Origin of the sequence: Natronorubrum aibiense (assembly GCF_009392895.1) — an archaeon.
Taxonomy (GTDB): domain Archaea; phylum Halobacteriota; class Halobacteria; order Halobacteriales; family Natrialbaceae; genus Natronorubrum; species Natronorubrum aibiense.
In genome coordinates this window covers 82,109-107,244 of the sequence record NZ_CP045490.1, presented here as the reverse complement: position 1 = coordinate 107,244, position 25,136 = coordinate 82,109, and the positions used below count along the sequence as shown (strand labels likewise).

The following is a 25,136-nucleotide window of genomic DNA, read 5'->3' as shown; positions in this document are numbered from 1 at the left end:
AAACTCACACAGGACGTGGTGGCTCACTCCGCTTGACCGTGGAGGACATCGTTCTCGAAGAGCATCTCGACGGTCTCATCGTCGTAGCCCCACTCCTGGAGGACCGCGCTCGTGTGCTCTCCCTGTCGAGGTGGCGATCCGAGCGTATCGACCGCGCCATCGGTGAATCGAAACGGCAGTCGAGTCGTCCGACACGGCGTCTCAAGGTGCTGGTTGTACGTCTCGACGAATAGCTCCCGCGACGCTGCGTGCGGGTCGTCCTCGACGAGTTCGTCGACCGACCGCACTGGTCCTGCCGGGACGCCGGCCGCGACGAGCAACTCGACCAGTTCGGCGCGGTCGTACGCGTCGAACGTCGCCTCGAGTTCGGCTCGCAGCGACTCGCGGTGCTCCCAGCGATCCGTGAGCGTCTCGAATCGGTCATCCTCGAGGAGGTCGTCTCGCTCGAGCGTCCGGCAGAGTCGGTGGTACAGTTTAGTCGATGCCGTCGCGAGGTAGAACGGTTCACCGTCGCCGGCATCGTAGATCCCGTAGGGTGAGATACCGTAGATGCCGTCGCCGGACGGCGTCGGCACCCGGTCGGTAGCGGTGTACTGTGCGACCCAGTAGCCCATCCACGTCGTCGCCACGTCGAACAGCGAGACGTCGATGTGCGTTCCACCGTCCGATCGCCGACCCAACAGCCCACCCATAACGAGCATCGCGGCAGTCAGGCCGGTGGTGTAGTCGATCGCGCTGGTGCCGACGCGAACCGGTTTCCCGTCGGTTGGACCAGTGACGCTCAGGAGGCCGGACATCGCCTGTGCGATCGGATCGTACGCGGGATAGTCTTCGTACGGACCATCCTGACCGAATCCCGTCACCGAGCAGTAGACGACATCGGGATTCGTTTCGGCGACCGACTCGTACTCGAGGCCGAACTGCTCCAGGACGCCCGGTCGGAAACTCTCGACGACGACGTCCGCTTCGGCCGCCAGCTCCCGTGCGAGCTGTTGTCCCTCATCGCGTTTGAGATCGAGCGACAGACTCCGTTTCCCCCGGTTGCACGAGGCGAACATCGCGCCGTTGATCAGTGGACGGAACGCGTCTCCCTCCGGCGGCTCTACTTTGACGACGTTGGCACCGAGCGCCGCGAGCGATTGCGTACAGATCGGTCCCGCGATCGACTGTGTGAAATCGAGGACGTCGATACCGTCGAGTGGCTGCATAACCGTTCCATCTCCGTCACTATTGATATGTGTTATCTTTCGCCAAACGTTTCCAGCGACGGCATGCCGCCGACTCGACTAGCGAGTCTCGGGATCGAGTCTCGAGAGCGAGAGAGGCATGGTCAATGGATGATCTTCCCGCCCGAGACGTTGAGCGCCTGTCCGGTGATATTCTCGGTGGCGTCCGAACAGAGATACGCCACCGTTGCGGCGATGTCCTCCGGGTCGACGAACGACCGGGTGAGCGCTTCCCCTTCTTTTTCCTCGACGATCTCCGCGCGGGACTGCTCGGAGTTTTCGGCACGCTCGTCGATGACGTTCTGAATCCGTGGACCATCGACTGGGCCCGGGCAGATCGCGTTTGCGGTGACGCCGTGTGGGCCCGCTTCGGCTGCCGTCGTTCGCGTGAGTCCCAGCAATCCTGCCTTCGAACTCGCGTACGGACTACGCATCGGAACCGCGCGTTTCCCCGACGACGAGGAGATATTGATCACGCGTCCGTACCCCTGTGCTTTCATCTCACCAATGACCGCGCGCGTACAGAGGAACGCACCGCGGAGATTGATCGACAACGTCGTGTCCCACTCCTCGAGCGAGGTCTCCTCGAGCGGTGCTGTCGGCCCCGCGATGCCGGCGTTGTTCACCAGAATATCGATCGTTCCGACGGCGTCTTCCGCAGACTCGATCGCGGCGTCGATAGACGCTGGCTCGGTGAGGTCGAGATGCGTTTCGACCGCGGTTCCGCCGTTCGCTTCGATTTCGTCGACTGTTCCTTTCCGCGCGTCTGCATCGAGATCGGCCACGACGACCGTGACGCCGTGGTTTGCGAGTTCGAGGCTGATCAGCCGGCCGATGCCGACGCTCCCGCCGGTTACGAAGGCTGTCTCTGCGTGAACGTTCATGTTCGTTGTCTCAAAGATGGAGCGGACATATCCCTCTTTTGACGATCTGTTGATAGAAATTCGAACAGAACTCTCCATTCGAGTGACCGCGAGTGCGTGGAGGATTTAATACTGCTCACGAGAACGACTGTACGTATGGAGCAACGACAGCTCGCGAGTCTCGGTGTGCTCGGTGTGCTCGCGGAAGAGGAAACCGCGACGATGAACCGAATCCACGAGAAGCTCCGACACAGCTTCGGCCGGTACTGGGGTGCGAGTACCGGTATCCTCATGCCGACGATCTCGCAACTCGAGGACGACGGTCACGTCACATCCGTCCGGGACGGAGACGAGTACGGCTACGAGATCACGTCTGCTGGCCACGAGCGACTGCAAACACTGCTCAGTGAACCCGTCGACGATATTTCGAATCCAACGTTTCACTCGCACCTGTTCTTGAAACTCGGCTTTCTCCACCACCTGCCGACGGCTGCACAACACGACGAGCTCAACGCATTGCAAGCGCAACTCTTCGAGGCGCGTGACCGATTACGTACGCTCGAGGCTCGCCACGAGGACGAAAGCTCATCATCGAACGCGACGGGCTATCGGAGCCAGTTGCTCGATCTCCGAGTCAGGATCATCGATGCGTTTCTCGAGTGGCTCGCGGCTGTGCAATCGATGACGGAGTAACACCGATCGCGTCTGCCTGTGACCGAGCGTGCTCGGGTCACATCGGTTTCATCCGTATGGTGTTGCATACCAACTATCGGTTGCCGATAGCCGATGGGTATTTCCATACTGTTCGACGAACAGGGCCAAAGGTAGTTATTTATCCAAATTATACGTCGGAATAGAGACTGTTGGGTGTATTCCGGGGAAAAGTTTAAATAATATAGCCATCATCGTCATAACGATGCTTGAGAATGGTAAACAGTCTCGGAGAGCTATACTGAAGGGGTCTGCTGGAATCGGTGCAGTCGCCCTCGCAGGTTGTCTCGGTGGTGGTGGGGATCAGGTCGATATGACCGTCGGTTCGTCGTCTTCGGGGTCATCTACGTACGGAAATTCGCAGGCGATCCAGCGGGTCGTGAGCCAGGAGTCGGACTCGATCAACTTCATCACTCAGGACGCGGGCGGTGACCCACAGTCCATCCGCCTGTACGCGGACGGCGAGTTGAACTCCTACTCCGCAGGGAACTACATCCTGAATCAGGCCCTTCAGGAGACCGGCCCGTTCGAGGCGCCGGACAACGTCTCCGACTACCCACAACACGGGTTCGGCCACCTTTCGCTGAACCTGTACTGGATGGCCCTCGAGGACAGCGACATCGAAACGACCGACGATCTCCCCGGACGAGACATCTACGCCCTTCCCGCCGGGTGGGGGCTGCGTGCGATGACCGAGGAGATGTACGGAAACGCCGGCCTCTGGGAGGAACTCGAGGAGGGCGTCGTCAACTTCGAAACGACAGAGGCCGCAAGCGCCCTCGAGGAAGGTCGCGTCGAAGCGTTCGTCGTCTACACCTCGAACTTCACGCAGCTGCCGTCGTGGGCGACCGAGATCGACTCGCGCGTCGACGTCAGGGCGATCGAAATGACCGACGACTTCGTCACTGCAGCCGAGGACTTCGGCGGTGCCGGCTATCAGGAAGTCGACGAGATCGGCGGGTGGGAACAGGACGTTCAGGGTGGTGACTTCCCGAAACACACGTGGACGGAGACCTACCCGTACCTGTTCAGTCCGGACATTCCCGCGGACGCAGTGTACGAACTCATGGAGATCTGTCACAACAACTACCAGTCGATGCAGGACGCGAACCCGACGATCCTGGATTGGTCCGATCCGGAAAACTTCACGTTCGCACTGACGCACACGGACGAGATACCGATCCATCCCGGCGCCGCGGACTGGTACGAAGAGAACGACGTCTGGGATGACAGCTGGACTCGCGGTGACGAATAGTCGATAGCTGCATCCGCCACCGGAAATAAATATGGTTTACTCAATTTCAAACAAAGACCGATTAGAGGTCGCCAACGATGTGGTAACGGCATTAGCGATTATAACGTGGGTCTGGGTTCTATACTACGCGTTCACCCAGCGGATGGACCGGATTCTGTTCACCGTGATCTTTCTCGGCGCGATCATCGTCGTCTATCTCGGTAACGAGCTGATCGAGGCGTACAGAGAGGAACGACGATTGGAGCTGGTCGGACTCGCTCTCTCCACCGTCGTGACGATCGTGACGACAGTATATATGACGGTGTTTTACGACACGCTGCTCTCGATTCGTGTCGGGACCGCGTTACCTCGAGAGTACGCGATCGCTATCGCGTTCGTGCTCGTGATCCTTTATCTCTCGTACCGAGCCTACGGCTTTACGTTCCTGGCCGTCATCGTTGGCGCGCTCCTCTACGGCCTCTACGGCGACCTCGCGCCGGGGATCCTTCGCCACGGCGGGTTCAGTCTCAACCGTACGGCGAACATCATGGTGCTCGACTTTCAAGGCGTCTACGGATCGATATCCAGGATCATCGCAACGTGGGTCGCCTTGTTCTTGCTGTACGCCGGACTGATGCGCGGCTTCGGCGCGTTCGACCTCATCATGCGTGTCGCGCTCCGGATGGCGACCTACATTCGCTCCGGCATCGCGTTATCCGCGGTGACCTCAAGCATCATCATCGGCTCGATTACCGGGAGCCAAGCGGCGAACACGGCGATCACCGGCTCGTTCACGATCCCGCTCATGAAAGAAACAGGGATGAAAAGCGAAACGGCCGGCGGAATCGAATCCGTCGCTTCGACCGGTGGACAGATCATGCCGCCGATCATGGGTGCGGCGGCGTTCGTGATGGCCTCACTGCTCGGCATTACGTATCTCGAGGTCATGGTCTCGGGCATCGTTCCCGCGGTCGTATTCTACGGCTCCGTCGTTATCGCCGTCCATTACAAGGGAATCGGTCAACTCGAAGGGAAGACGATCGATATCGACGTGGAGAGCCAGTTCGACGAGCGGATGTCGACGAGAGAGTTTGCGATCCAGTGTCTCCGGTTCGGTATTCCGTTCGCGGTCCTGGTCTTCATGCTCGGCGTGCTCCAGTACACCGTGCTCACGTCCGCACTCTACACTATTATCGTGATGTTAGTCACCGGCTTCGGGTTCCCGTTAGTGCAGACGGCACTCGAGGGCGAGAGTCTCCAACGGGAGTTCGGCAGCCTACTCGGTGATACTGCGATCGGGTTCAGAGAAGGGGCGATGATTCTGGCACCGATTGCGATCATCATTGCAGCGATCAACGGCGTCGTCGACGTGTTCGAAGCGTCGGGCATTCCGGGTGTGCTCTCGCTCGCACTGCTTGATATCTCCGGTGGCGTCATGTTGTACGCCGTGATCCTCGCGATGATCATTTCGATTATTCTGGGACTCGGAATGCCGACCGTTGCAGCGTACGTCATCGTCGCATCGCTGATCGCACCGGCACTGATCCAGCAGTTCTTCGTTCCGGACTTGGCGGCGCACTTCTTCGTGCTGTACGCCGCAATCCTCTCCGGGCTCACGCCGCCGATCGCGATTGCGGTCGTCGTCGCGACGGGGATCGCCGAGAGTAACTTCTGGCGGACAGCCCACGAGGCGTTGAAGATATCCGCGCCGATCTACGTCCTGCCGTTTGCGTTCATCTACAATCCCGAAATCGTCGTCGGTGGCTGGGGAACGGAGACGTTCGTGTCGGGATTCATCGCCTTGCTCGGCGCGTTCGGCATCGCTCACGGCCTCAACTACCACGGCACGTTCTTCCACGAGAGCCCGGCCGTTAAATTCCCGATCAAGGGCGTTTACTTCGTCCTCGGGGTTCTCGCGATGGTGTACCCCAACATGGTGGTTCGACTCGCCTGCGTCGGAATCATCCTCGTGATGGTCGCGATCCAACTCCAGAACCCCATCCGAAAACGACTCGGCCAGCGATCCACGACGGATACCGTCCAGACGATCGAAGACTGACGGATTCGATCTCGAGGCTGTATACCATTCGTTTTCTTTCTGTACGACCGAAGATCCACACGGACTGGCTTCGAACAAATTCGGCGACTCGAGTTATTTCTGAGTAGGTTATTTTCTTCTTTTTATACTATCTGATAAGCAGTACTTCGGTAATGGTATACCTTTACTGATATTTTAAGACTGTCCCGTTTCTCACAACGAACAGATCCACAGCCAAGACTATGTTGAGGCTAGTAAAAGACAGCAATCTCTCAAATCCAGCTCGAAATCGTCGGTATAACGCACGATAACATCCACTTTCCGATTCAGCGACGCAACGAATGTGAGAGCACGAGCGTCTCGAGCAAGTCGGTTCCAAGCAATATTAGCTTTAAACGGGGGAGCTGAGCTCGGTCGATATCGATTCTGTGTGAATATCAAATAGAATGTGAAGACGACATATATTATTTAGATATAACCAACAAATCCGGAAATAGTTGTGAAAGTACTTTTTGCAGTATTCCTATCCGTCATGTGATATTGTGGTAGCCACTGAACGTCATTATCCACCTGGTCGAACGGCAGCTGTGCCGTCGGTGTGTGAGCCGTTTCAGTTGTTTTGTGCCGTTCAAGCACGCCTGCACGTCAATCAACGTGGCAGCAGTTCTCGAGAACTGTTCAAGCGATCGTCTGACGTGCGTCATTGGACGAACACCTGCATTTATATAGTTGAATCTGGCAGCGCTGAATATGACCCACGATCAGCCAGTTAGCCTCAAAGTCGTACAGTCTGTCGCCGAACGCGACGGCGTTCCAGTCGAAGAACTCGAGCCACCACTCCACAACGCTATCGATACAGACGCACTCGATTCGCTCTTCCGAGCGACCACGCCCGAAAAAATCCCGTCTATGGTCGAATTTTCGTACAATGGTTACACGATCCGTATAGATAAAAACGGAGCGGTGACAGTCATCGATCAACTTTCGAACACTGTTCCAGAGACAGAAGTCGTGTGAGTCGGGCTCGAGTCGAAAACGCAGGCAGACGATCCCGTTTCGAAAACCGACACAACCGAGATTCCGCCTCGAAAACCGTTCCCGTAACACTATAGGAAAACGGGTTGACAGATGAGACATGAGTACCGGTCCCGGTTCCGACAGTCCCACTCGAGTGGCGATCGCTTGTCAGGGCGGTGGCAGCCATACGGCGTTTACTGCAGGCGTTCTCAAACGCCTGCTCCGAGAGTGTGACAACCGTTCCTACGAACTCGTTGGATTGAGCGGGACCTCGGGTGGAGCCGTCTGTGCAACTGCCGCCTGGTACGGCTTGGCCGACAGTGGAACCGACCGTGCCGTTGGGATACTCGATTCGATCTGGCGTGACTTCTCGGCTCGGTCGCCGTTCGATACGGTCTCCAACGCGTGGCTCGTCGCACTGGCCCACTTCGCCGCACGGGGCGGCCCGCTGCCGCTGTTCAGCCCCTACGAACTCCCGTACACCGAGGCTGGACGCGATCGGTTTCTGGACACGCTCGAGACACACATTGAGTTCGAACGCGTTCCCGAACTCGCCGACAAAACGTCGGTTGACCTGATCCTCGGGGCGGCAGACGTAACTGAAGGAGAGTTCACGACCTTTTGCAACGAGGCGGTCACCGCGGAGACTGTACTTGCGTCGGCGGCGATTCCGACGCTGTTCGAAGCGGTCGAGATCGACGCCCACTGGTACTGGGATGGACTATTCTCCCAGAATCCCCCGGTTCGAGATTTTCTGACGAGGCCACAGAAGGCGGCGAAGAAACCAGACGAGATCTGGATCGTCCAAATCAATCCCAAACATCGCGAGGACGTACCGCAATCGGTCGAGGATATCGCGGACCGGCGCAACGAACTGGCGGGCAACCTCTCGCTGTATCAGGAGGTGTACTTCATCGAGAAAATGAACGACCTGATCGAACGAGGGAGCCTCCCGCGGGAGTACAAGCCGATCGACGTCGAGTTCATCGATCTGGGCAGCGATCTCGCCGCGCCAACGAAGGTCGATCGAGATCCGGAGTTTATTGAACGACTGCTCCAGCGGGGACAGCGACGCGCCGAACGTTTTCTCAGAGGACGGCCGTAGTCAACACGTCACTCCGCGGTGGCGTGTTGAATGTCGACCGTAACTTCGTTCTCGAGGTTGTCTAAGATGGGCGATGTCGAGTGGGCGACTTCTTGTAACGCTTCGAGTTCAGCCGTCGATGCGGGCGATTCGATGTGTGCGGTGCACTCGATCCGATCGAAGCCAGGGCGGACGTCGTCGGCGAGTCCAAGGAGCCCGCGCATATCGACGCGTCCCTCGAACTCGAGGCGGATTTCGGAGATTTCGATATCACGCTTCGCACCGTGTGCGGCGTACGTGATCGTGAGGCAGGTTCCGAGCGACGAAAGCAACTGCTCGAGTGCGTTCGGTGCATCACGATGTCCGAATAGCGCACCTTCCATGGTGAACTCTGGCGATTCAACGAGTGTACCACCCTTTTCGATGTTGCTAACAGTGGTTTCACACGTTGTTTCGCCAGTCCACTCGGTTTCTGCAAAAAATCTGAATGCAGCGTTTGCTGGGTCATCATCGGCAGCGCCGGTGAGTCGTTCGAACGCCTCGATATCGATTCCGTTTTTCAGAGTCATGTGAATATTATCCAATAGCAAATACGTAGAGGACCAGTTGTAACTCCATCGGAGATACACGTTATTTCCGAATTCTGTATAGAAAACATGATCATTGTTCGTTTGAGTGGTGTGGAGACAGTATTCGGATTCGGCTTGTGTTCCGCTTGAGACCGCCGATATAGTAGAAACAGGGAATCGCTACCAAGAGGAAGCGATGACAGGAGCGTACAATATTGACCGGAAGACGCACCACGAACGATGCGAAAAGGTATACCTACTATATTGCGTTGTTGAGACAATAGTATCGTAACTGGACTACGTGTCAACATACGTATCAGTGACGGAAGCAGTCTCTGCAGGCCTCGAGCAAGCGTCGTTCACGGTCCGTACAGCGGTCGAGTGGACAGGTGGCCTCGTAAATCGAGCACGTATTCACGACATCGAACAGAACGACGCCACGAACGCGTCGACGAACTTCACGGTAATCGACGACCACGACAGTCAGTACCAGATATCCTCGACGGGGCGCAGTACCCAACCGTGGTGCGATATGTTAGTATCAATGACTTTCTACACCCGTAGTTAAACGTTCGGCCCAGTTGCAACGTCGTATCCGCGTACGAGCGTTGAAGACCGTCGTTGGTGTGCAAACAGCACGAATGCGATGTAACTCCGTCTGCGTACTGCTGCAAAACGACGTCATGCCCGCATATCAGGCGTCAGCAATCCAGTATCTGGTGGATGAGACCGCTGTCGAGATTCCGCTGGTCCTTATCAACGACGATCCGCGCTGTGTTCAGGATCGGTCGCTGCAGTACCTCCTCGGAGAGGCCAGAAGCTGGGGCCTCTGGCTGTTCGTGTGGGCCAGCGATGTCCTCACCAGGACACTTCGCGGTCCACCTGCATACGACGAACCGCGTCACTACACCTCCGTCGATGCACTCGCTGATGCAGACGTCGTTCGCTGTTCACCGAACCGGGAAGACGAGTACTGGACATCACTTCCCGACGACGTCGTCGACCGGATCGCAGCCGAGACGGACGTCGCCCTTCGGTTCGGTTTTGGGCTGCTCACGGGACGTGTTCTCGACGCCCTCGAGTGTGGTGTCCTGTCGTTCCACTTCAGCGACATCAGGGAGTACCGGGGGCGGATCGGTGCCCTCTGGGAGTTTCTGGACGGCGAAAGCACGGTCGGGATAACACTTCAGCAACTCACCGATCGCGTCGACGGGGGTCGAATCGTCGCCGTCGAGGACGTTCCGATTTACGAGCACGACACGTTCGACGCTGTCAAACGCCGGCAACGCACCACTGTACTGGGCCAACTGCTGGTCGACGGTATCACCACGTTCAACGATCCCACGTCCGATCCGTTCACACCGGCATCACTGGGGACGTATCGAAAAGCACCATCCGCAATAGAAGTGCTCCAGTTCGTCGGAAAGAACAGCACGAACCGGATTCGAAGCGTGTTCTCGAGCCGAATGACGTAGGGTATGGGCCGACCGCACGGTAGTGTCAGTGCGACAATCGCGTCATACGGACTACTCTGCGTCAGTTCCGGTGCAACCACAGGACGGTCGCGGTTACACCGGTAACTCAGTACAGCAGACCGTATCAGTCGGGACGAGCTCGAGCGGCTTCGATTTCGTCGAACAGCGCGCCGACGCGCTGTTCGATCTCGTCTCGGATCGCCGCAACGTCAGCCGGGGACTCTCCATCCGGATCGTCGAGGTCCCAGTCGCGGTTCTCGCCCGCCCAGCCCGCGGGACAGACCCCGCTGGCCGAACAGCCCATCGTGACGACGTAATCACTCCGTTTGGTCTCCTCGAACGTGATCTCTCGCGGCGTCCGATCGGCGAGATCGACTCCGACGTCAGCCATCGCACTGACGACTTCATCGTGGACGTGGTCGGCGGGGTCCGTCCCACCGGTGAGCAGTTCGATTTCGTCCTCGAGGCCGCGCGCCTCGACTTCTCGTTGACCGAACGCGTAGGCCATCTGCGATCGGCCGGCGTTCTGGACGCAGACGAAGGCGATACGGGTCGGTGCTGTGGAATTGGTGTCTGTGGGCATTGGAATATCGTACTCAGTCGTCTTCTGGGGTCAGTTCCGAAGCGGACGGTCCAAGACCGCCGGTCGTGGCACCACTCCAGTCGAACGTCCGCTGGAAGTACAGGGCAACGTTGACCAGTGCAAGCAGGACGGGCACCTCGATTAGCGGGCCGACAACCGTCGTGAAAGCGACACCAGAGCCAACGCCGAACACCGCGACGGCGACGGCGATCGCGAGTTCGAAGTTGTTCGAGGCGGCGGTGAAACCGATCGCCGTCGTCGTCGAGTAGTCCGCGCCGATCCCTTTCCCCATCCCGAAGCTCACGAGGAACATCACGACGAAGTAGATCGTCAGCGGGACGGCGATGAGCAACACGTCGCCAGGTGCCCCGACGATGTTCTCACCCTGTGTCGCGAACATCACGATGACGGTAAACAGGAGCGCAACCAGCGTAAGCGGATCGATTTTCGGGACGAACTCCTCGTCGTACCACTCCTCGCCGTTCGTTCGCGTGCCGACGTACCGGGTGAGGAAGCCGCCGGCGAAGGGAATGCCGAGGAAGATGACGATCGCCTCGAGAACCTGCGTCGGCGTCACGTCGAACGTTTCGATGCCAGCGACAAGTGTCTCCATCCCGAGCAGCGGCGGTAAGAACAGGCCGAAAAACCAGACGTACACGCCGTAGGTGACGATCTGAAAGAGGCTGTTGAACGCGACCAGCCCGGTAACGTATTCGGTCGACCCCTCGGCCAACTCGTTCCAGACGAGGACCATCGCGACACACCGTGCCATGCCGATGAACACGAGGCCGAGGAAGTACTCGGGACGCGCCGGCAGGCCGGGAACCAACCCGCTAAAGAAGATCACCGCGAGCCCGAACATGAGCGTCGGGCCGATGAGCCAGTTCTGGACGAGGCTCAGCCCGAGCACGCGCCAGTTACTGAAGACCGTCCGGAGCTGTGAGTAGTCCGCCTTCGCCAGCGGCGGATACATCATCAGGACGAGTCCGATCTCAACGAGGTGAAGGTCCTGGATCGGTCCGGTGACCGACGGCGCGACGAACCCGAGTCCGACGCCGATCGCCATCGCACCGAAGATCCAGATGGTGAGATACTTATCGAGGAAATCCATCGACCGCGGGTCACCACAGCTCTCACAGCCACAATTCGGCCCGTGTTCGTGCGTGTCGGCGCTACTCATTCGTCGCCCCCGTGTTCGATACCGTCGGCATTGTGACGACGCCGGTTGCGGTGCGAGAGGGTCGTAACCGGCTACCGTGGCCCGCACGGACCCCCATCTCGAATGCGCGCGAGCGTCTGTGGCTGGCGGCGTTCGAACTGACGTTATCTGTCGTATACCAGAAACCGCGCTGATGACGTCGTGTCGCTGTTGGCATCACTCGTAGTTGAAAGAGTATTCAAATAATACTTGCGGATACGATCGCTGATACAACAGAAGATCGATGCCCTCGTTCGATTTCTATCTTGCTAGTTTTATTCAGTAATCACACGAGAGAGTGAGGGTTCAGAGACGAAAGTAGCGAAAGACATAATAAACGAAAAGGTGCTTTAAACCATCTTTACCACCAAATATCTCGGCTTCGCGAAACTGTGTAACGAGAGAATGAGACTGTGAATTGGTCACAGTCTTGCAGGTTTGACCCAACACACCTATACGTGGCCAGCCACTCAATTAGCATATGAGGCAATCGAACATCGAACGAAATCAATTGACGTCTCGTGCAAGTGCTACAGGTCGCAAACAGCGTGACGGGCCCGATTACGTCGGCGGTTACGGACAGAAAACCGGCAGCTCGGATCTGCTGTTCCTGGAAGGACATCTTCCAACAGTGGACGGTACCGTCGACGACAGGCAATCTGCGCCGGAACAACTCGAGCGGTGTCTCGAAAACCTGCGCGAGACGCTCGAGGGGTACGACCGAACCCTCGATGACGTCCTCAAAGTGACGGTGTATCTCACCGACTTACAACAGTACGAGGCCATAAACGACGTCTATCGAGACGCATTCGACGAACAGGTGCCGGCGCGGTCAGTTGTCGGCGTCTCGGAGCTGCTCGGCGGTGCCGACGTCCAACTCGATGCGGTTGTGGCGGTCGAGTAGGCGACGTAGAATCGACACAGCTCGTTCTCCCACAGAGCGTGGATGTTCCGTTTCGAAAGCAAAAGCGCTCCGTTACGATCCCATCGTTCGTCCTGTTCGCATCGAGCTTACTAATCGGCCAGTCAAGAGCATTCGAGAACAGGAACGAGCAGACGGATCATCCGCTCGAGTCCGAGAGGGAGCGATTGGGAACGAACGCAACAAGCGCTCATCGATCCTAGATGCAGCGGTCAAAACTGTTATCTGACGCCCACGTAACTACCTGTACAATGGCTGATCCGCGGAACGAGACGGTGTCTGATCCGAACGAGGAGATCATGCGTGCAACGTATCGCGCGCTTCGCGAGTACGGATACGCCGATCTCACGATCAAACGGATCGCCGACGAGTACGGAAAATCGACCGCTGCGATCCACTATCATTACGATACGAAAGAGGATCTACTCGCAGCGTTTCTCGACTTCATCCTCGATCGATTCAAGGACGCTGTCCACGAAGTCGAGACGACCGATCCCGAGCAGCGACTCGAGTTACTCCTCGATAAACTCCTCGTCGACCCCGAAGATCATCACGATCTGCTCGTCGCCGTGTTAGAAATGCGAAGCCAAGCACCGTACAAAGAACGGTTCAGTGAGCGGTTTCGCCAGAACGACGAGTACGTCAGATACCTGCTTCGGACGGTGATCGATCACGGAATCGAAGACGGCGTGTTCAACGACGTCGATACGGAGCACGTGGCCCGCGCACTCATGACGATCGTCGACGGTGCCCGTACTCGAGCCGTCGTGCTCGACGAAGACTGTGCACTCGCGACGGCACGACGGACCGCTGAGGAATACGTGACTGCGCGCGTAGTCGCCGACGATTAGTCGCGGTCGTCCGTCGCTGGTTCCTCGCGGTGATCTCCGTTACGACCCTCGAGCGATTCCGTACACCAGTGACAGAACTCGAGGTCGTCGTCGAGTTCGTTGCCACAGTGGGGGCAGGTGTGTGATTCCTCCGACGCGGCGTTTGGGACACTCGAGACGACGGTCTGGGCACGAGCGAGGAGATACGCGTCCACGATACTGAGACCGACGACGAGCAGCATCGGACCGGTCGCAACCAACTCATCGAGGCCGCCGCCCCCGGTCGCCACCGTGTCGACGACAGTCGGATCGACGAACAGCGCTGTCGTGAGAAATGCGACAGCGAGCCATCCGAATGCGCGACGCCACCGACGGAGATACGCATGGCCGAGCCCGGTAACGAGTGCCGCGAGTAGTGCTGCAAGCCACGGTCGCTTCTGCGATATCGACTGGCCCATGTGTTGACTAACCGGTTAGTAACCATAAGCGTTCTTCTCTCCTCGAGAACGAACGGCCCCACCCGACAGTCGAAACGTGACATACCCGGTTACTTGGCGAGCTGAGACCCGAAATGGAGCGGATTCGCCCCGGGATATGTAATCTATTGTGAGTGTTTTCGACGATATCGAAACGCTCATTCCGATAATTTACTGATCGGTTACTAGTACCGTGTCTAATCAAACCAAATTGGGGGTGTTGAACCGTCCGTTTCGGATACCGGTGGGGGGCCGACGAACTACCAGTGCTCGATGGAACCGAGTCTGCTCGAGTCGATTCCCCAGTGGGAGGGTGTAGCCGAATGGGAACAGATCGATCCGTTTCGAACGTCGTTCTCGTCACGATCGATTCGCTTCGGGCGGACGCAATCAGCCCGTACAACGACGACCGACACACACCCGTGTTGCGTTCGATCGCGGACCGTGGGACCGTCTTCGAACGGGCCTTTGCGACCGGAAACTGGACGCCGTTTTCGTTCCCGTCGATGCTGGCCTCACGACCGGTGTTTGCCGATTCGGAGGAGATCGGTGTCGAGCATTCGCCGACGCTTGCTAGTATCCTGTCGGATGCGGGACTCTCGACTGGTGGGTTCAACGCTGCAAACGGATTTCTAACGTCACACTGGGGCTACGACGACGGGTTTGACGAATTCGACTCGTTCGTTGCGAACGTTGGCTCCAGCGTGTACAGTCGCTATCTCGCCACTCACCCGACTGTCGAGGCGTGGTTGCAACTGGCCGCATCCCCGATCCGCCGCGCCGGATCGTGGCTTCGAGGCAACACTGAGGACCGACCGTTTCTGGACACGTCACGGCTGTTCGACGTCGAACACGCGGCGAGTTCGTTTGTCGAAGAGACGGACGAACCGTTTTTCCTCTGGGTTCATTACATGGACGTCCACACGCCCTACGTTCCCGCGCCTCGCTACATCCGGGAAGTGTCGGACGGACTGGTTGGTACCCACCGGATGTTGCTCGCCCACACCCGGACGGGACTCGGCTTGGACGTCAGCGAACGCACACTTCAGGACCTCCGAACGCTCTATCAAGCAGCGGTTCGACAGGTCGACGCAAGCATCGGTCGCCTCCTCGAGACGCTCTCCGAAACCGGCGTCGATGACGACACCGCCGTTATTGTAGCCGGCGACCACGGCGAAGAGTTCCAAGAGCACGGACATCTCGCACACTATCCGAAATTGTACGACGAACTGATTCGCGTCCCGCTTCTCATCGATGTGCCCGGCTGTGAGAACCGGCGCGTGGAACGGCAGGTCGGGCTCGACGCGATTCCGCCGACGGCGACGGACCTGCTCGGCGTACAGCCACCGGACGCCTGGTCCGGGCAGTCACTCGCCTCGAGCGTTCGTGGTGACGAGCCACCGATCGACGAACCAGTCGTCTCGGTCACTGTTCGGGACGAGGACGTGACCGCACAGCCGATCCCGCGGTCGCTCGAGGATGGCGAGTTGCTCATTAGCGTTCGCGATCAGGACTGGGTCTACATCGAGAACGTCGACACGAACGACCGTGAACTGTACCATCGACCCGCCGATCCGACCCAGCAAACGAACCTTGCGACCGATCCGACCCCAGACCAACAAGAGCGAATCGAAGCGTTCACGGCGATCACTGCAGACCATGCGAGCGTGCTACGGGAGACAGCTGCAACAAGCGATGGCGACGACAAAGACGGGGAAATCGACGACGATCTCGAGGCACGATTGACAGCACTCGGCTATCGATAGATGGTCCGTTCGTTCCTCCGCAATCTCTACAGCGGTCCGATCGCGCCACAGTTGCGACGATTCGTCATCGTTGGGATCGTTGCCGCTGGCGTTCAGATGGTGTTGCTCTGGGCGTTCGTCGACAGGGCAGGGCTCTATTATCTCCTCGGGGCACTGATCGCCATCGAACTCACCATCATTCTCTCGTACGTGCTCAACAACGCGTGGACCTTTCGAGCGTCACAGAACACGGGGCGAATCGAGTATTTCGTCGGCTTACTCAAAACGAACGTCGTTCGCGGGACGGCGATCCCGATTCAGCTTGGGATCCTCTTTCTGTTCGTCGAGTGGCTCCGGACGCCGTATCTGCTGGCCAACGGGATCGCCATCGCGCTCAGTGGTATCTATCGGTACGTCCTCGACAAACGGTGGACGTGGGGCTGAGTGCAGTCGTGACTACAGCGGCCGGGTACGGCTTTTCGAAGCCATGACTATAGTTCTGGAACGACCTCCCGGACAGATTCGGTTCTGGAAACGTAGATACTCAAAACGAGGCTACCACTGCTCTTGTGCACGATCCGGGCGCTTTCGCTGGTAGATTTCGTCTCGAACCTCTTGGAAGGTATTGATAAGTTCGGCAACGGCGTGCGTGATCGTGTCAAAGTACTCCTCGCCGAGTTCGGCGGTCGCCTCGCTTGGATCACCCCACGTACCGGTTTCGCTGACCCGGTAGTATGCACCTTTGCCAATCAGGAGGTGATCTAACAATGCTGCGGGATTCTCGATGTCCTCCGGCAGGTCGGGTTCATCGAAGGACGTGCTCTCGAGGTCGATAAGGCCCTCGTCGATAGCCATTACAGCGGCTGTCTCGCCGATATTCGCGTGCCATCCAGCATCGAAAGAGAGGTAGTCTTCCATATCCTCTCCACTCAGCGCGTCCCAGTAGGGAAATGCGTACACGTAATGCTCTTCGGGTAGATCGTGTGAAGCCTGGTTGGCACCGACTTTCGCCGCCCAGTCGTTCGTGAGATGGCCCGAAATGAACACGACGTCGGTAAACCCGCTCTCGGCCAGCGAGTACGCGATATCGCGTACTACCGTCGCTAACGTCCGGTAATTGAGATACGAGATTCCATCGTACCCGGCGTGCATATCCGATGCACCGTAGTTTATCGGCGGACCAACGAGTGCATCGACGTCCTCGGCGATTCGCTCGCAGATCTCAGTCGGAATGAACGCGTCGGTTCCCATGGCGAGATGTTCGCCGTGTTGTTCTGTCGTCCCGACTGGGATCAACGCAGTCGGTGTCTCTGTACCGTCGAGATACGCTTCGACCTCCGGATGTCGTAGTTCGTCAAGCCTACTCGAGTGGGGCATGTTTCCATATGCCACAATTGGCCATATAAATCTATGAGGGGCAGTAGGGAGGTACGTGAACCGCCTCGGAGTCAAGTGATTCGAGACGCCGAGGCGACTCATCAAGCGAAACCGACGGTCTCGCGGACATCACGAATCACCGACGGTCAGTGAACGTTCGACCGGCCGACAGTTATGCGATCGGTGGAGTACCCGCTTCAGTCGTTATCATCAGTAGCACGGATTCGGTATTCAGGTAGCAGTGTGAAACTCGTATTCAGTATAGGTGGCGTAGTTGCTGGAGTGACTGGAAATCGCAATAGTTGCCGTAACGAGCGACTCCCTCCATTATCCCAATCCGCGACAAGCGAGGGCTCGAGAGCCCTCGCTGCTGGAAAGAAGGGGATGCATGAGCGTCACAGAGGGCGGCGCATTCGCCCACAATCGGTCACTTCATCAGAGAGTAGTTCATCGAACCAGTAAATGAGCGAGGCAGATCACGTCGAACGGTTCGCAGTGTCGGCTGAAAGTAAGAGCGAGACGAAGACGGTCGTTGAGGCGCGTGATTTCGAATTCGTCGTTGATGAGCCCGCAGCGCTGGGCGGCACGAACAGTGGCCCAAACCCCGTTGAGTACCTCATCGGCGCGTGGGCCGGGTGTCTCAATGTCGTCGTGCATACCGTCAGCGAAGAGCGTGGGATCGATCTCGACAGCGTCGAGATCGAGATCCAGGGTGATCTCGATCCACGAAAGTTCCTCGGCGCCGCTGAAGACGTTCGAGCGGGATATCAAGAGCTTCAGGTGAAAATCGAAGTCGAGTCTGACGCCGACGAAGACACTCTGGATGCGTTGAGCGCAGCAGTCGAAGAGCGCTGCCCCGTCGGCGACAACATCGGAAACCCGACGCCGACGAACGTGACCATCGAATCGCTTGATGCTTGACATCCTCCCGCGCCTGAAGACGCGGGAATCCCACGGCACCGCGCCGCTGGGTTGGGATATTATGGTTTGCAGTCTACCACCTCTCTCCGAGGTTGGAATCCGCGGGAGAGGTCGTGAAGGTAGACTCCGGGCTGTGCCAACCAGCCGGTACTCCTATCCCCAGACACCTGCCCGGAAGACTCGGAGTTACTTCGGTTCAACTCGAGACGGATGTTCTCCGCCCCGTTCACGTCAGCGTTGAACGCTGCATCACACTCTTCACACACGTACAAGCCACGTTCAACACGCTGATTGTCGTCTTCCCTCCCACAGACACAACACGTCTTACTCGTGTCGCGCTCTGAAACTTCTACGACTTCGATACCCTCACCCTTCGCCTTGTAGGTGAGGATGCTGGTGAAGCGGTCGAATGCCCACCCGTGCAGGTCGAGGTTGCCGTGGCGGCCCCAGTTCTTCGACTCGCCGTTCTCGTCCTCTCGAACACCAGCTAGTCTGCCGACGTTGATGCGACCAACCCTCTTCTCAACACATCGCTCAACGATGTGCTTCGCTAAGGAGTGAAAGAAGTGGGTACGGCGTTCCGACCACTTGTGGTGAAGTCGGGTTGCTGTTTCGCCACCTGAATCGTCACACTTCGAGATTTCTTTCGCGAAGTAGTAGCCGTCCTGTTTCAGACGATTTCCCGGGTATAGGTCGGCTTCTTCCGTGCTGTACGCAACGGCGGCGAAGTTACAGATGCCGAGGTCGACACCTGCCGTCTCAGTACCGGGTGCGGTGGGCGTCTCAATCTCGTCTTTGCAGACGAGGTGCAGTTCCCATCGCTCGTTCGCTCTGTCGTAGACGGCCCTGACTTGTTGCAGGTTCTCAACCTCTACGCCGGGACGGGTTTCGTATTCGACCAGAATGTATTCCCACGCTTTGGGGTGTTCCTTGTGATTTGCGCCTTTCGAGAGTCGGACGCGGTTGTTTTTGGTGTCGTGGCGGATGCCGTTTTGCTTCCACGTCACCGTGCTACGCGGGTGTTCTTCGTGGACGCGATTGCCGTGGTCGTCGTAGTAGTTGCGTTTGCGGTAGCCGGGCGGATTCGCTCGAGTATCGGACTTCCTCTTGCCGTACCACGAGTTGAAGGCTTCAGCGAGTTCCTCCAGAACGCGCTGACTGGACTGTGAGTGAAGCCCCTTGTATTTGGTGTGAGTCTTCAACTCGTCTTTGAGGTCGCTGTGGTCAGGAATCTCGCCCGTCTCCTCCCACACTTCTCGGGAGTGGTAGTTAGCGACGTTCCAGAGTTTACTAGCACTCCACCCGTGCCGGTCAAGCGAATCCTCTGCCTGTGGGTGGTTGAGGATTTTCGCCCGATGAGTGCGGTGGACTTCCAGCATTCGTGGAACGTCTCTATAATCACTTATACTCGCATCTCTTGTGAAAGTTTGGATTGAGAACGGTAGAATATCCAGCCCTGTCGAGGACGGTGGAACGGGTCACTAAGTGACAGCGCGTATCCACGGCCTTCAGGCCGTGGTATTGCGCCTGTTCAGCATATAACTCGCGGGTGCAGGTGTTCGTCTGCGTCGCTGTTCCCACAGGTCCGGAGACGCGACACATCTCTCGAGTCGTGTGAACAGGACAGAGATCGACGCGTAGAGGGCAGCTCCGAACGGCGTGTGAATCAAAAAAACGCGTTCGTCATCACGAGAGAGTCATCCGTATTCGTGGTTCGATTAGTCGCTGCGAGCGCCAGTGTGCGCAAATATAACAGCGGACGCGAGCACCACCAGCGACACCACCAACGTGAGAAGCGGACTGGAGATTGGGAACGAGACGACATTAAACCAGGAGAGAAGCGCAACAAGTAGCAACGCGACACCGAGTCCGAGCCAGTACAGCGACCAGGCGGAACCGGTCTGTGAAGTGAATCCGAGATACGTATCGAACGTGCCGGTAGCCGGTGTCATCGAAATGGTTCCGCGGGCACGATCGTACTGGACGATTCCATCTCGATGAAGCGCCGGCAAGTGAGACTGGTACAAAGACGTGTAGACCCGTTTGCGTTGTTTGTACGTGACTGACTCGACGGGAACGTCGTTCTCTGCGGCTGCGATCCATTCGGCGAGGTCACGAAGCCGAACTGGCGCGTCGTTCGTGCCGTGTTCGGAAAGGTACTGAAGTGTGAGCCGACGACGACGATTGGAGAGTGTTTTGAATACCGTGTCTCTCGATAGTTGTGCTTCCCCATCAGAACCACCGACCGATTGATCCGTTTCAGAGACTCTCCGCTCCGTCCCCCGCGACGAACTTCCCCCCATGGGTTAGTGTAACATCCACAAGCACATATATGTTATTATTTTTATATTATTTTCGGTATTACCAGTAGAATAGTAACTATCTTGCGCGATTGTAATCAAGATATGAATTAGACTGGGCTGGAATGACAACAAATAATAATGGACTGGTCAGCAATGGGGGATGGATACAGACTCGGCCCGCATTCGACTCCACGTGTCGAAAGCTGTCACACATGGAGGTAGCTACGATCGGATCGAAAGCACGGATGTGCGAACCGGCGAAGAAACCCAACTAACCCGTTTTCGGTAGGGTGGCTACAACTACGACGATTGCAGTTCATCTGTCGGTATGACCCCCACCCAGCGCGTCTTGGCGTCACTCTCGGCGATGAAGAATCCGGCGTACACCGGTGAACATCGATGCATACCCTGCACGCTGCTCAATCTCGTGATTGCAGCCGCCACCGCGGCCGTCATCGTACTCGTCGCGACGGCTATCGGTGCGCCCTTCGCGTTCGGGACGGGCATCGCGACGCTCGTCGGTGCCGTCGCAATCATCTACTTTCGTGGCTACATAGTCCCGGGAACGCCGATGCTGACGAAACAGTACTTCCCGTCCTGGATCATGGCGCTGTTCGATACGGAACCGTCGCGCGTCGGTTGGATCGACGACGACCCACAGGCGATCTTGCTCGAGATCGGTGTCGTCGTCGACGATCCGAACGCCGACGACGTGGCACTTGAGTCGGCGTTCGTCGACGAATGGGAGCGTTCGATCGCCATCCACCGGACCGACGACGCCGCGATCAAGCGGAGCCTCGGCTGGATCGCCGACATCGAACCGGACCGACTCGAGTTCGAAACGAAACCGCACGCGTTCGTCGTGCAGGCAGACGGTGTCCACCTCGCGAACTGGCCATCGCGGGCCGCATGTGTCGCCGACGCAGCCGCCGCGAGGGCGTTTTCAGAGCGCGACCCCGACTGGGAGCGACGGCCGCTCTCGTTCAAAACGGACCTTCTCGGTGTGTTGCGGCTGTTCCTCGAGCGCTGTCCCACCTGCGACGGCTCGGTGGCACTTTCACAGGACGTGGTCGAATCCTGTTGTCGGACCCGCGACGTCGTCGCGGCGACGTGTACCGAGTGTAACGCGCGGCTGTTCGAGATGGACGTCGACCCGGACACGTTCGCGGGGAGTATATGATAGAATTTGGATGGGTTCGACATCAGTATCGAGTCCTGTTTTGACGGTCGATTCGGTCGGTATGGCAGTCATACTTATCTCGACTGAACAGTTCCAGATAGTGAGAACAGCATGTCTCACGAAAACCACCACACGGTCGACGAGCCCGAACCAGAGACCGACGCCGAACCCAGCGCAGAGACCAGTCACGAACCCGGAACCGGCCTCGAGTCGAACGTCGCAGCGGCAGTGAGTTACGTCCTCGGACCGGTGACCGGAATCTTGCTGTACGTCCTCGAGCCGGAAGACGAGTTCGTCCGGTTGCATGCGGCCCAGAGCACCATCGTCTTCGGCGGGCTGTTCGTCCTCTCGGTCGGATTATCGGTCGCTGCGACCATACTCGCGTTGGTTCCGGTCGTCGGCTGGCTTGCCGGGCTCGCACTCGGTGCCATAGGCCTGCTTCTCGTTCCGGTCGCGGTGCTCGCATGGCTCGGCCTCATGTACAAGGCGTACACCGGCGAGGAGTACACGGTTCCGCTCGTTGGGGGCTACGCTCGCCGATACGCGTCGACGGCCTAACCACGGTCGAACAGCAGCCGCTTTTTGATCGCTCGAGTGCCGCCGAGACAGCGACATTTCGTAGTCAGTACCGGACCTCGAGGAGCGATAGGTGTCACTGAGACGGACGACTGTCCGTCGGTGCCGGTCAGCCCTGACCGTTCTGCGGTGCCCCGGGAACTCGAGACCGTCTGAAAGGCAGTCCACACCCGATCGTGTGATGACGATGTGGTTGGTGTGGAAACCAGTTCGATCGCCCAGCCGACGGTATCGACGGCCGACTGTCATCGGTGCCAGCGGCAGGTGGAGCGTACCGGCTCCAAACCGCACGTTCGTCGGCGACGTACCTGCTCGTAACTACGCCCCAAACCGCCGTGTCTCCCACTGACCGAGCGAGTGATTCGAACATCAGACACAGCCCGCTCGATCAGGAGACACCATGACAGATGAGAACAGTATAGAACTGTCCCGCCGACGCATTCTCGGCGGGCTCGGTGCGATCGGTCTCGCGAGTGCGGGTGCAGGACTGGGAACGACGGCGTACTTCAGCGACCGCGAGACGTTCGTGGGGAACACGCTCACAGCGGGTGAGTTCGACCTCAAGATGGACTACCGGATGACCTACCGCGGCGGTCACGGCCGCCTCGAGGAACTCCAGCAGCACTACCCCGACGCCACGTTCGCGGACGAGGAGATGAACCCAACGGACGAGGACACTGGGATCTACCTGCTCGATCAGGTGCCCGGGCGCGACGCCTACCCCGATGCGGACGACTGGGTCCGCGGCGCGAACGGCATCTTCGACCCCGAATCCGAAGAGGGTGAGGGTTTCCGACGCGAAGAACTGGTCGACGCTGGCGACCTCGAGGCGGCGCTGATCCGCATCGGCGACGTCAAACCCGGCGACTACGGCGAAGTGACGTTTAGCACGCACCTCTACGACAACCCCGGCTACATGTGGATGGGCGGCACGCTCACCGTGAACGCCCAGAACGGCTACACCGGCCCGGAGATCGGCGCGCTCGAGGAGATGGGCCTTCCCACCGACGACCCGGATGGGGACGGCCAACTCGCCGACGCGATCAAGGCGAAGATCTGGTACGACGACAACTGTGATAACATCCATCAATCGGAGGGTGGTGGCGAGGAGGGCGAGGGTGTCGACGTGATGCTCTCGATCGACACTTCGGGCTCGATGGGCAGCGGGAGCGGCAGTCGAATGGAGAACGCGAAGGCGGCTGCGCTGACGTTCGTCGACAACCTCGGCTCGAACGACCGCATCGGCCTCGTGACGTTCGACTCGAGCGGGTCGCTGGTCCAACCGCTGACGGGCGACCACTCGCTGGTCGAATCACAACTTCAACCGGGCTCTGCGGGGATCACCGCGGGCGGGTCGACGATGATGGACGTCGGCGTCGACCTCGCGGCCGACGAACTGCAGGCCAACGATCGCGGGGCCGATCAGGTCATCATCCTACTCGGCGACGGCCAGCCGAACCGGTCGGCTCGGTCCGGAAGCGATCACGTCCAGAACGCGATCGACGCTGCCCAGGACGCCAAAGACGACGCCATTACGGTGTTTACGATCGGGCTGGGCGTCCCCAACGGAAGCACCGCACAGAACACACTCATCGCGATGGCCAGCGAGAGCAACGGCACGACACTGTACTACGACACGCCCACAGGTGCCGAACTCGACGACATCTACGCACAGATCGCCTCGGTCGTCCTCAGCGGCGAAGCGGTCATCGCCGAGGGCACGCTCCGGGAAGTGATGGAAGCGCTCGAGGAGGGCATCCCGCTCGACGCGAACCTCCAAGAGGGAGAGCGGGCGTGCTACAGCACTGCCGTCACGCGCTGTTTTGGCTTCGAATGGGAGTTGCCCACCGACGTCGGCAACGAGGTCCAGACCGACTCCGTCGAGTTTGCAATCGGCTTCGCAGCCGAACAGTGCCGACACAACGACGGCGAGCAGAACCCGTTCGCATCCGCGTGATCGCGGGCTGGCGACCGGTATCGCTGTCGCGATAGTGATGAGAAACTGATTTTTCGACGTCGGCTGACTCGAGCGATACGACCGACACACAGTCTCGGCTCACGGTCGCCGGCTGGTGTGACTGCTGACACTGACGATTACAACGCGACGGAAAACGAGTGTCGACGACCGGTCGGTACACTCCGGCTCAGCTCCACAACGTTCGAAGCACGGCCCAGCGATTCGACCAGAACTGAGCGGCGATCGCCACCGCAAACGCTGCGAGCGAGCCACTGGCCCACAACAGCGGATCGACCGCGCCAACGAGGGGTACCTCGAGCAGCGCCGCGAGAACGACCAACAACGAGCCGATGCCGAAGGTTCGATACAGCTCGCTCCAAGTGAGCCCGTAGGGAGCGAGGATCTCCATGTATCGATCCACGTCCCGCGCGGGATCACACAGTGAGACGGTGCCGGTCGTTCGATCGTAGCTGACGATGCCGAGTTCGTCGAGTTTCGGGAGGTGCGTCTGGTGGAGCGAGCTACGAACGCTCTCGCGGGCTGGCCTTGGGGCTGGCGACTGACCGGCCTCGGTCGCTGCAATTGTCGCCGCGAGCTCCCCGATCGTCACCGTACAGCCACGGACGTCGGTCAGGTGCCGGAGCGCTTCGCGGCGGCGACTGTTCGAGAGCACCTCGTAGATATCTCCCTCAGAGAGGACGGTCGTTCGAAACATCGTGATCGCTGAACAGTAATACATGATGATACGTCAGCATGTGTCACATACCGCCACCGGTCGTGTCGGCCTATCACCGCGTACGGTCGGCCAGCGACCGACACTGGGGGCGGTATGTCGTCCCGACCGTCTGGGA

Annotated in this window: 24 protein-coding genes; 14 read left to right on the top strand and 10 right to left on the bottom strand. The window is 58.6% G+C overall.

Going from position 1 to position 25,136, the window contains the following annotated elements; all coding sequences use genetic code 11:
* Positions 1 to 23 precede the first annotated feature (23 nt).
* Positions 24 to 1,208 carry a CaiB/BaiF CoA transferase family protein gene (locus GCU68_RS19030; RefSeq protein WP_152944220.1) on the bottom strand — a complete coding sequence of 395 codons (1,185 nt, stop codon included), beginning with the start codon at positions 1,206 to 1,208 and terminating at the stop codon, positions 24 to 26.
* 122 nt (positions 1,209 to 1,330) lie between these two features.
* Entirely contained in the window at positions 1,331 to 2,110 is a 780-nt protein-coding gene (locus GCU68_RS19025; protein WP_152944219.1) for an SDR family NAD(P)-dependent oxidoreductase, read from the bottom strand.
* Positions 2,111 to 2,245: 135 nt separating this feature from the next.
* On the opposite strand from GCU68_RS19025, the gene GCU68_RS19020 reads away from it, so the two are divergent.
* The 5 genes from GCU68_RS19020 (at position 2,246) to GCU68_RS19005 (ending at position 8,194) form a co-directional block, all read left to right on the top strand.
* Entirely contained in the window at positions 2,246 to 2,782 is a 537-nt protein-coding gene (locus GCU68_RS19020) for a PadR family transcriptional regulator (protein ID WP_152944218.1), read from the top strand.
* 223 nt (positions 2,783 to 3,005) lie between these two features.
* A complete protein-coding gene (locus tag GCU68_RS19015; protein WP_227015092.1) occupies positions 3,006 to 4,055 on the top strand; it encodes a TAXI family TRAP transporter solute-binding subunit in 1,050 nt (349 codons plus the stop codon).
* Positions 4,056 to 4,086: 31 nt separating this feature from the next.
* Entirely contained in the window at positions 4,087 to 6,093 is a 2,007-nt protein-coding gene (locus GCU68_RS19010; protein WP_152944217.1) for a TRAP transporter permease, read from the top strand.
* A 729-nt stretch (positions 6,094 to 6,822) separates the two neighbouring features.
* A complete protein-coding gene (locus tag GCU68_RS21120; protein WP_161991530.1) occupies positions 6,823 to 7,089 on the top strand; it encodes a HalOD1 output domain-containing protein in 267 nt (88 codons plus the stop codon).
* Positions 7,090 to 7,207: 118 nt separating this feature from the next.
* On the top strand, positions 7,208 to 8,194 hold the full coding sequence (locus GCU68_RS19005) for a patatin-like phospholipase family protein (RefSeq protein WP_152944216.1): 987 nt from the start codon (positions 7,208 to 7,210) through the stop codon (positions 8,192 to 8,194).
* Between the two features lie 8 nt (positions 8,195 to 8,202).
* On the opposite strand, the gene GCU68_RS19000 is transcribed toward GCU68_RS19005, so the two are convergent.
* Positions 8,203 to 8,742 carry an OsmC family protein gene (locus tag GCU68_RS19000; protein ID WP_152944215.1) on the bottom strand — a complete coding sequence of 180 codons (540 nt, stop codon included), beginning with the start codon at positions 8,740 to 8,742 and terminating at the stop codon, positions 8,203 to 8,205.
* 641 nt (positions 8,743 to 9,383) lie between these two features.
* Between GCU68_RS19000 and GCU68_RS18995 the strand changes: the two genes are divergently transcribed.
* On the top strand, positions 9,384 to 10,217 hold the full coding sequence (locus GCU68_RS18995; protein WP_152944214.1) for a formyltransferase family protein: 834 nt from the start codon (positions 9,384 to 9,386) through the stop codon (positions 10,215 to 10,217).
* 124 nt (positions 10,218 to 10,341) lie between these two features.
* On the opposite strand, the gene GCU68_RS18990 is transcribed toward GCU68_RS18995, so the two are convergent.
* Both GCU68_RS18990 and arsB read right to left on the bottom strand, forming a co-directional pair.
* Positions 10,342 to 10,800: an arsenate-mycothiol transferase ArsC gene (locus GCU68_RS18990; RefSeq protein ID WP_152944213.1), complete on the bottom strand. Its 459-nt coding sequence runs from the start codon at positions 10,798 to 10,800 to the stop codon at positions 10,342 to 10,344.
* 13 nt (positions 10,801 to 10,813) lie between these two features.
* Positions 10,814 to 11,980 carry an ACR3 family arsenite efflux transporter gene (gene arsB, locus GCU68_RS18985; protein WP_152944212.1) on the bottom strand — a complete coding sequence of 389 codons (1,167 nt, stop codon included), beginning with the start codon at positions 11,978 to 11,980 and terminating at the stop codon, positions 10,814 to 10,816.
* Between the two features lie 499 nt (positions 11,981 to 12,479).
* Here arsB and GCU68_RS18980 point away from each other — a divergent pair, with 499 nt between their 5' ends.
* Positions 12,480 to 12,902: a RidA family protein gene (locus GCU68_RS18980; RefSeq protein ID WP_152944211.1), complete on the top strand. Its 423-nt coding sequence runs from the start codon at positions 12,480 to 12,482 to the stop codon at positions 12,900 to 12,902.
* 269 nt (positions 12,903 to 13,171) lie between these two features.
* Entirely contained in the window at positions 13,172 to 13,771 is a 600-nt protein-coding gene (locus tag GCU68_RS18975) for a TetR/AcrR family transcriptional regulator (RefSeq protein ID WP_152944210.1), read from the top strand.
* On the opposite strand, the gene GCU68_RS18970 is transcribed toward GCU68_RS18975, so the two are convergent.
* Positions 13,768 to 14,208, bottom strand: coding sequence for a zinc ribbon domain-containing protein (locus GCU68_RS18970; RefSeq protein WP_152944209.1), 441 nt, complete (start codon positions 14,206 to 14,208; stop codon positions 13,768 to 13,770). The two genes, GCU68_RS18975 and GCU68_RS18970, sit on opposite strands and share 4 nt — an antisense overlap.
* A gap of 341 nt (positions 14,209 to 14,549) precedes the next feature.
* Here GCU68_RS18970 and GCU68_RS18965 point away from each other — a divergent pair, with 341 nt between their 5' ends.
* Entirely contained in the window at positions 14,550 to 15,992 is a 1,443-nt protein-coding gene (locus tag GCU68_RS18965) for a sulfatase (protein WP_152944208.1), read from the top strand.
* Positions 15,993 to 16,415, top strand: a complete 423-nt coding sequence (locus GCU68_RS18960; protein WP_152944207.1) for a GtrA family protein — start codon at positions 15,993 to 15,995, stop codon at positions 16,413 to 16,415.
* Positions 16,416 to 16,526: 111 nt separating this feature from the next.
* Here the strand turns inward: GCU68_RS18960 and GCU68_RS18955 are convergent, their stop codons facing one another.
* Positions 16,527 to 17,348 carry a creatininase family protein gene (locus tag GCU68_RS18955; protein ID WP_152944206.1) on the bottom strand — a complete coding sequence of 274 codons (822 nt, stop codon included), beginning with the start codon at positions 17,346 to 17,348 and terminating at the stop codon, positions 16,527 to 16,529.
* Between the two features lie 462 nt (positions 17,349 to 17,810).
* On the opposite strand from GCU68_RS18955, the gene GCU68_RS18950 reads away from it, so the two are divergent.
* Positions 17,811 to 18,269: an OsmC family protein gene (locus GCU68_RS18950; RefSeq protein ID WP_152944205.1), complete on the top strand. Its 459-nt coding sequence runs from the start codon at positions 17,811 to 17,813 to the stop codon at positions 18,267 to 18,269.
* Between the two features lie 59 nt (positions 18,270 to 18,328).
* Here the strand turns inward: GCU68_RS18950 and GCU68_RS18945 are convergent, their stop codons facing one another.
* Both GCU68_RS18945 and GCU68_RS18940 read right to left on the bottom strand, forming a co-directional pair.
* Entirely contained in the window at positions 18,329 to 19,648 is a 1,320-nt protein-coding gene (locus tag GCU68_RS18945) for an RNA-guided endonuclease InsQ/TnpB family protein (protein WP_152944204.1), read from the bottom strand.
* 339 nt (positions 19,649 to 19,987) lie between these two features.
* Positions 19,988 to 20,572, bottom strand: coding sequence for a DUF7344 domain-containing protein (locus GCU68_RS18940; protein ID WP_152944203.1), 585 nt, complete (start codon positions 20,570 to 20,572; stop codon positions 19,988 to 19,990).
* Between the two features lie 328 nt (positions 20,573 to 20,900).
* On the opposite strand from GCU68_RS18940, the gene GCU68_RS18935 reads away from it, so the two are divergent.
* From GCU68_RS18935 to GCU68_RS18925, 3 genes are all read left to right on the top strand, one after another.
* A complete protein-coding gene (locus GCU68_RS18935) occupies positions 20,901 to 21,752 on the top strand; it encodes a hypothetical protein (protein WP_152944202.1) in 852 nt (283 codons plus the stop codon).
* Between the two features lie 111 nt (positions 21,753 to 21,863).
* Positions 21,864 to 22,310: a DUF4870 domain-containing protein gene (locus GCU68_RS18930; RefSeq protein ID WP_227015090.1), complete on the top strand. Its 447-nt coding sequence runs from the start codon at positions 21,864 to 21,866 to the stop codon at positions 22,308 to 22,310.
* Positions 22,311 to 22,728: 418 nt separating this feature from the next.
* Entirely contained in the window at positions 22,729 to 24,285 is a 1,557-nt protein-coding gene (locus GCU68_RS18925) for a vWA domain-containing protein (protein ID WP_152944201.1), read from the top strand.
* A gap of 187 nt (positions 24,286 to 24,472) precedes the next feature.
* On the opposite strand, the gene GCU68_RS18920 is transcribed toward GCU68_RS18925, so the two are convergent.
* Positions 24,473 to 25,024 carry a DUF7344 domain-containing protein gene (locus GCU68_RS18920; RefSeq protein ID WP_227015088.1) on the bottom strand — a complete coding sequence of 184 codons (552 nt, stop codon included), beginning with the start codon at positions 25,022 to 25,024 and terminating at the stop codon, positions 24,473 to 24,475.
* Positions 25,025 to 25,136 lie beyond the last annotated feature (112 nt).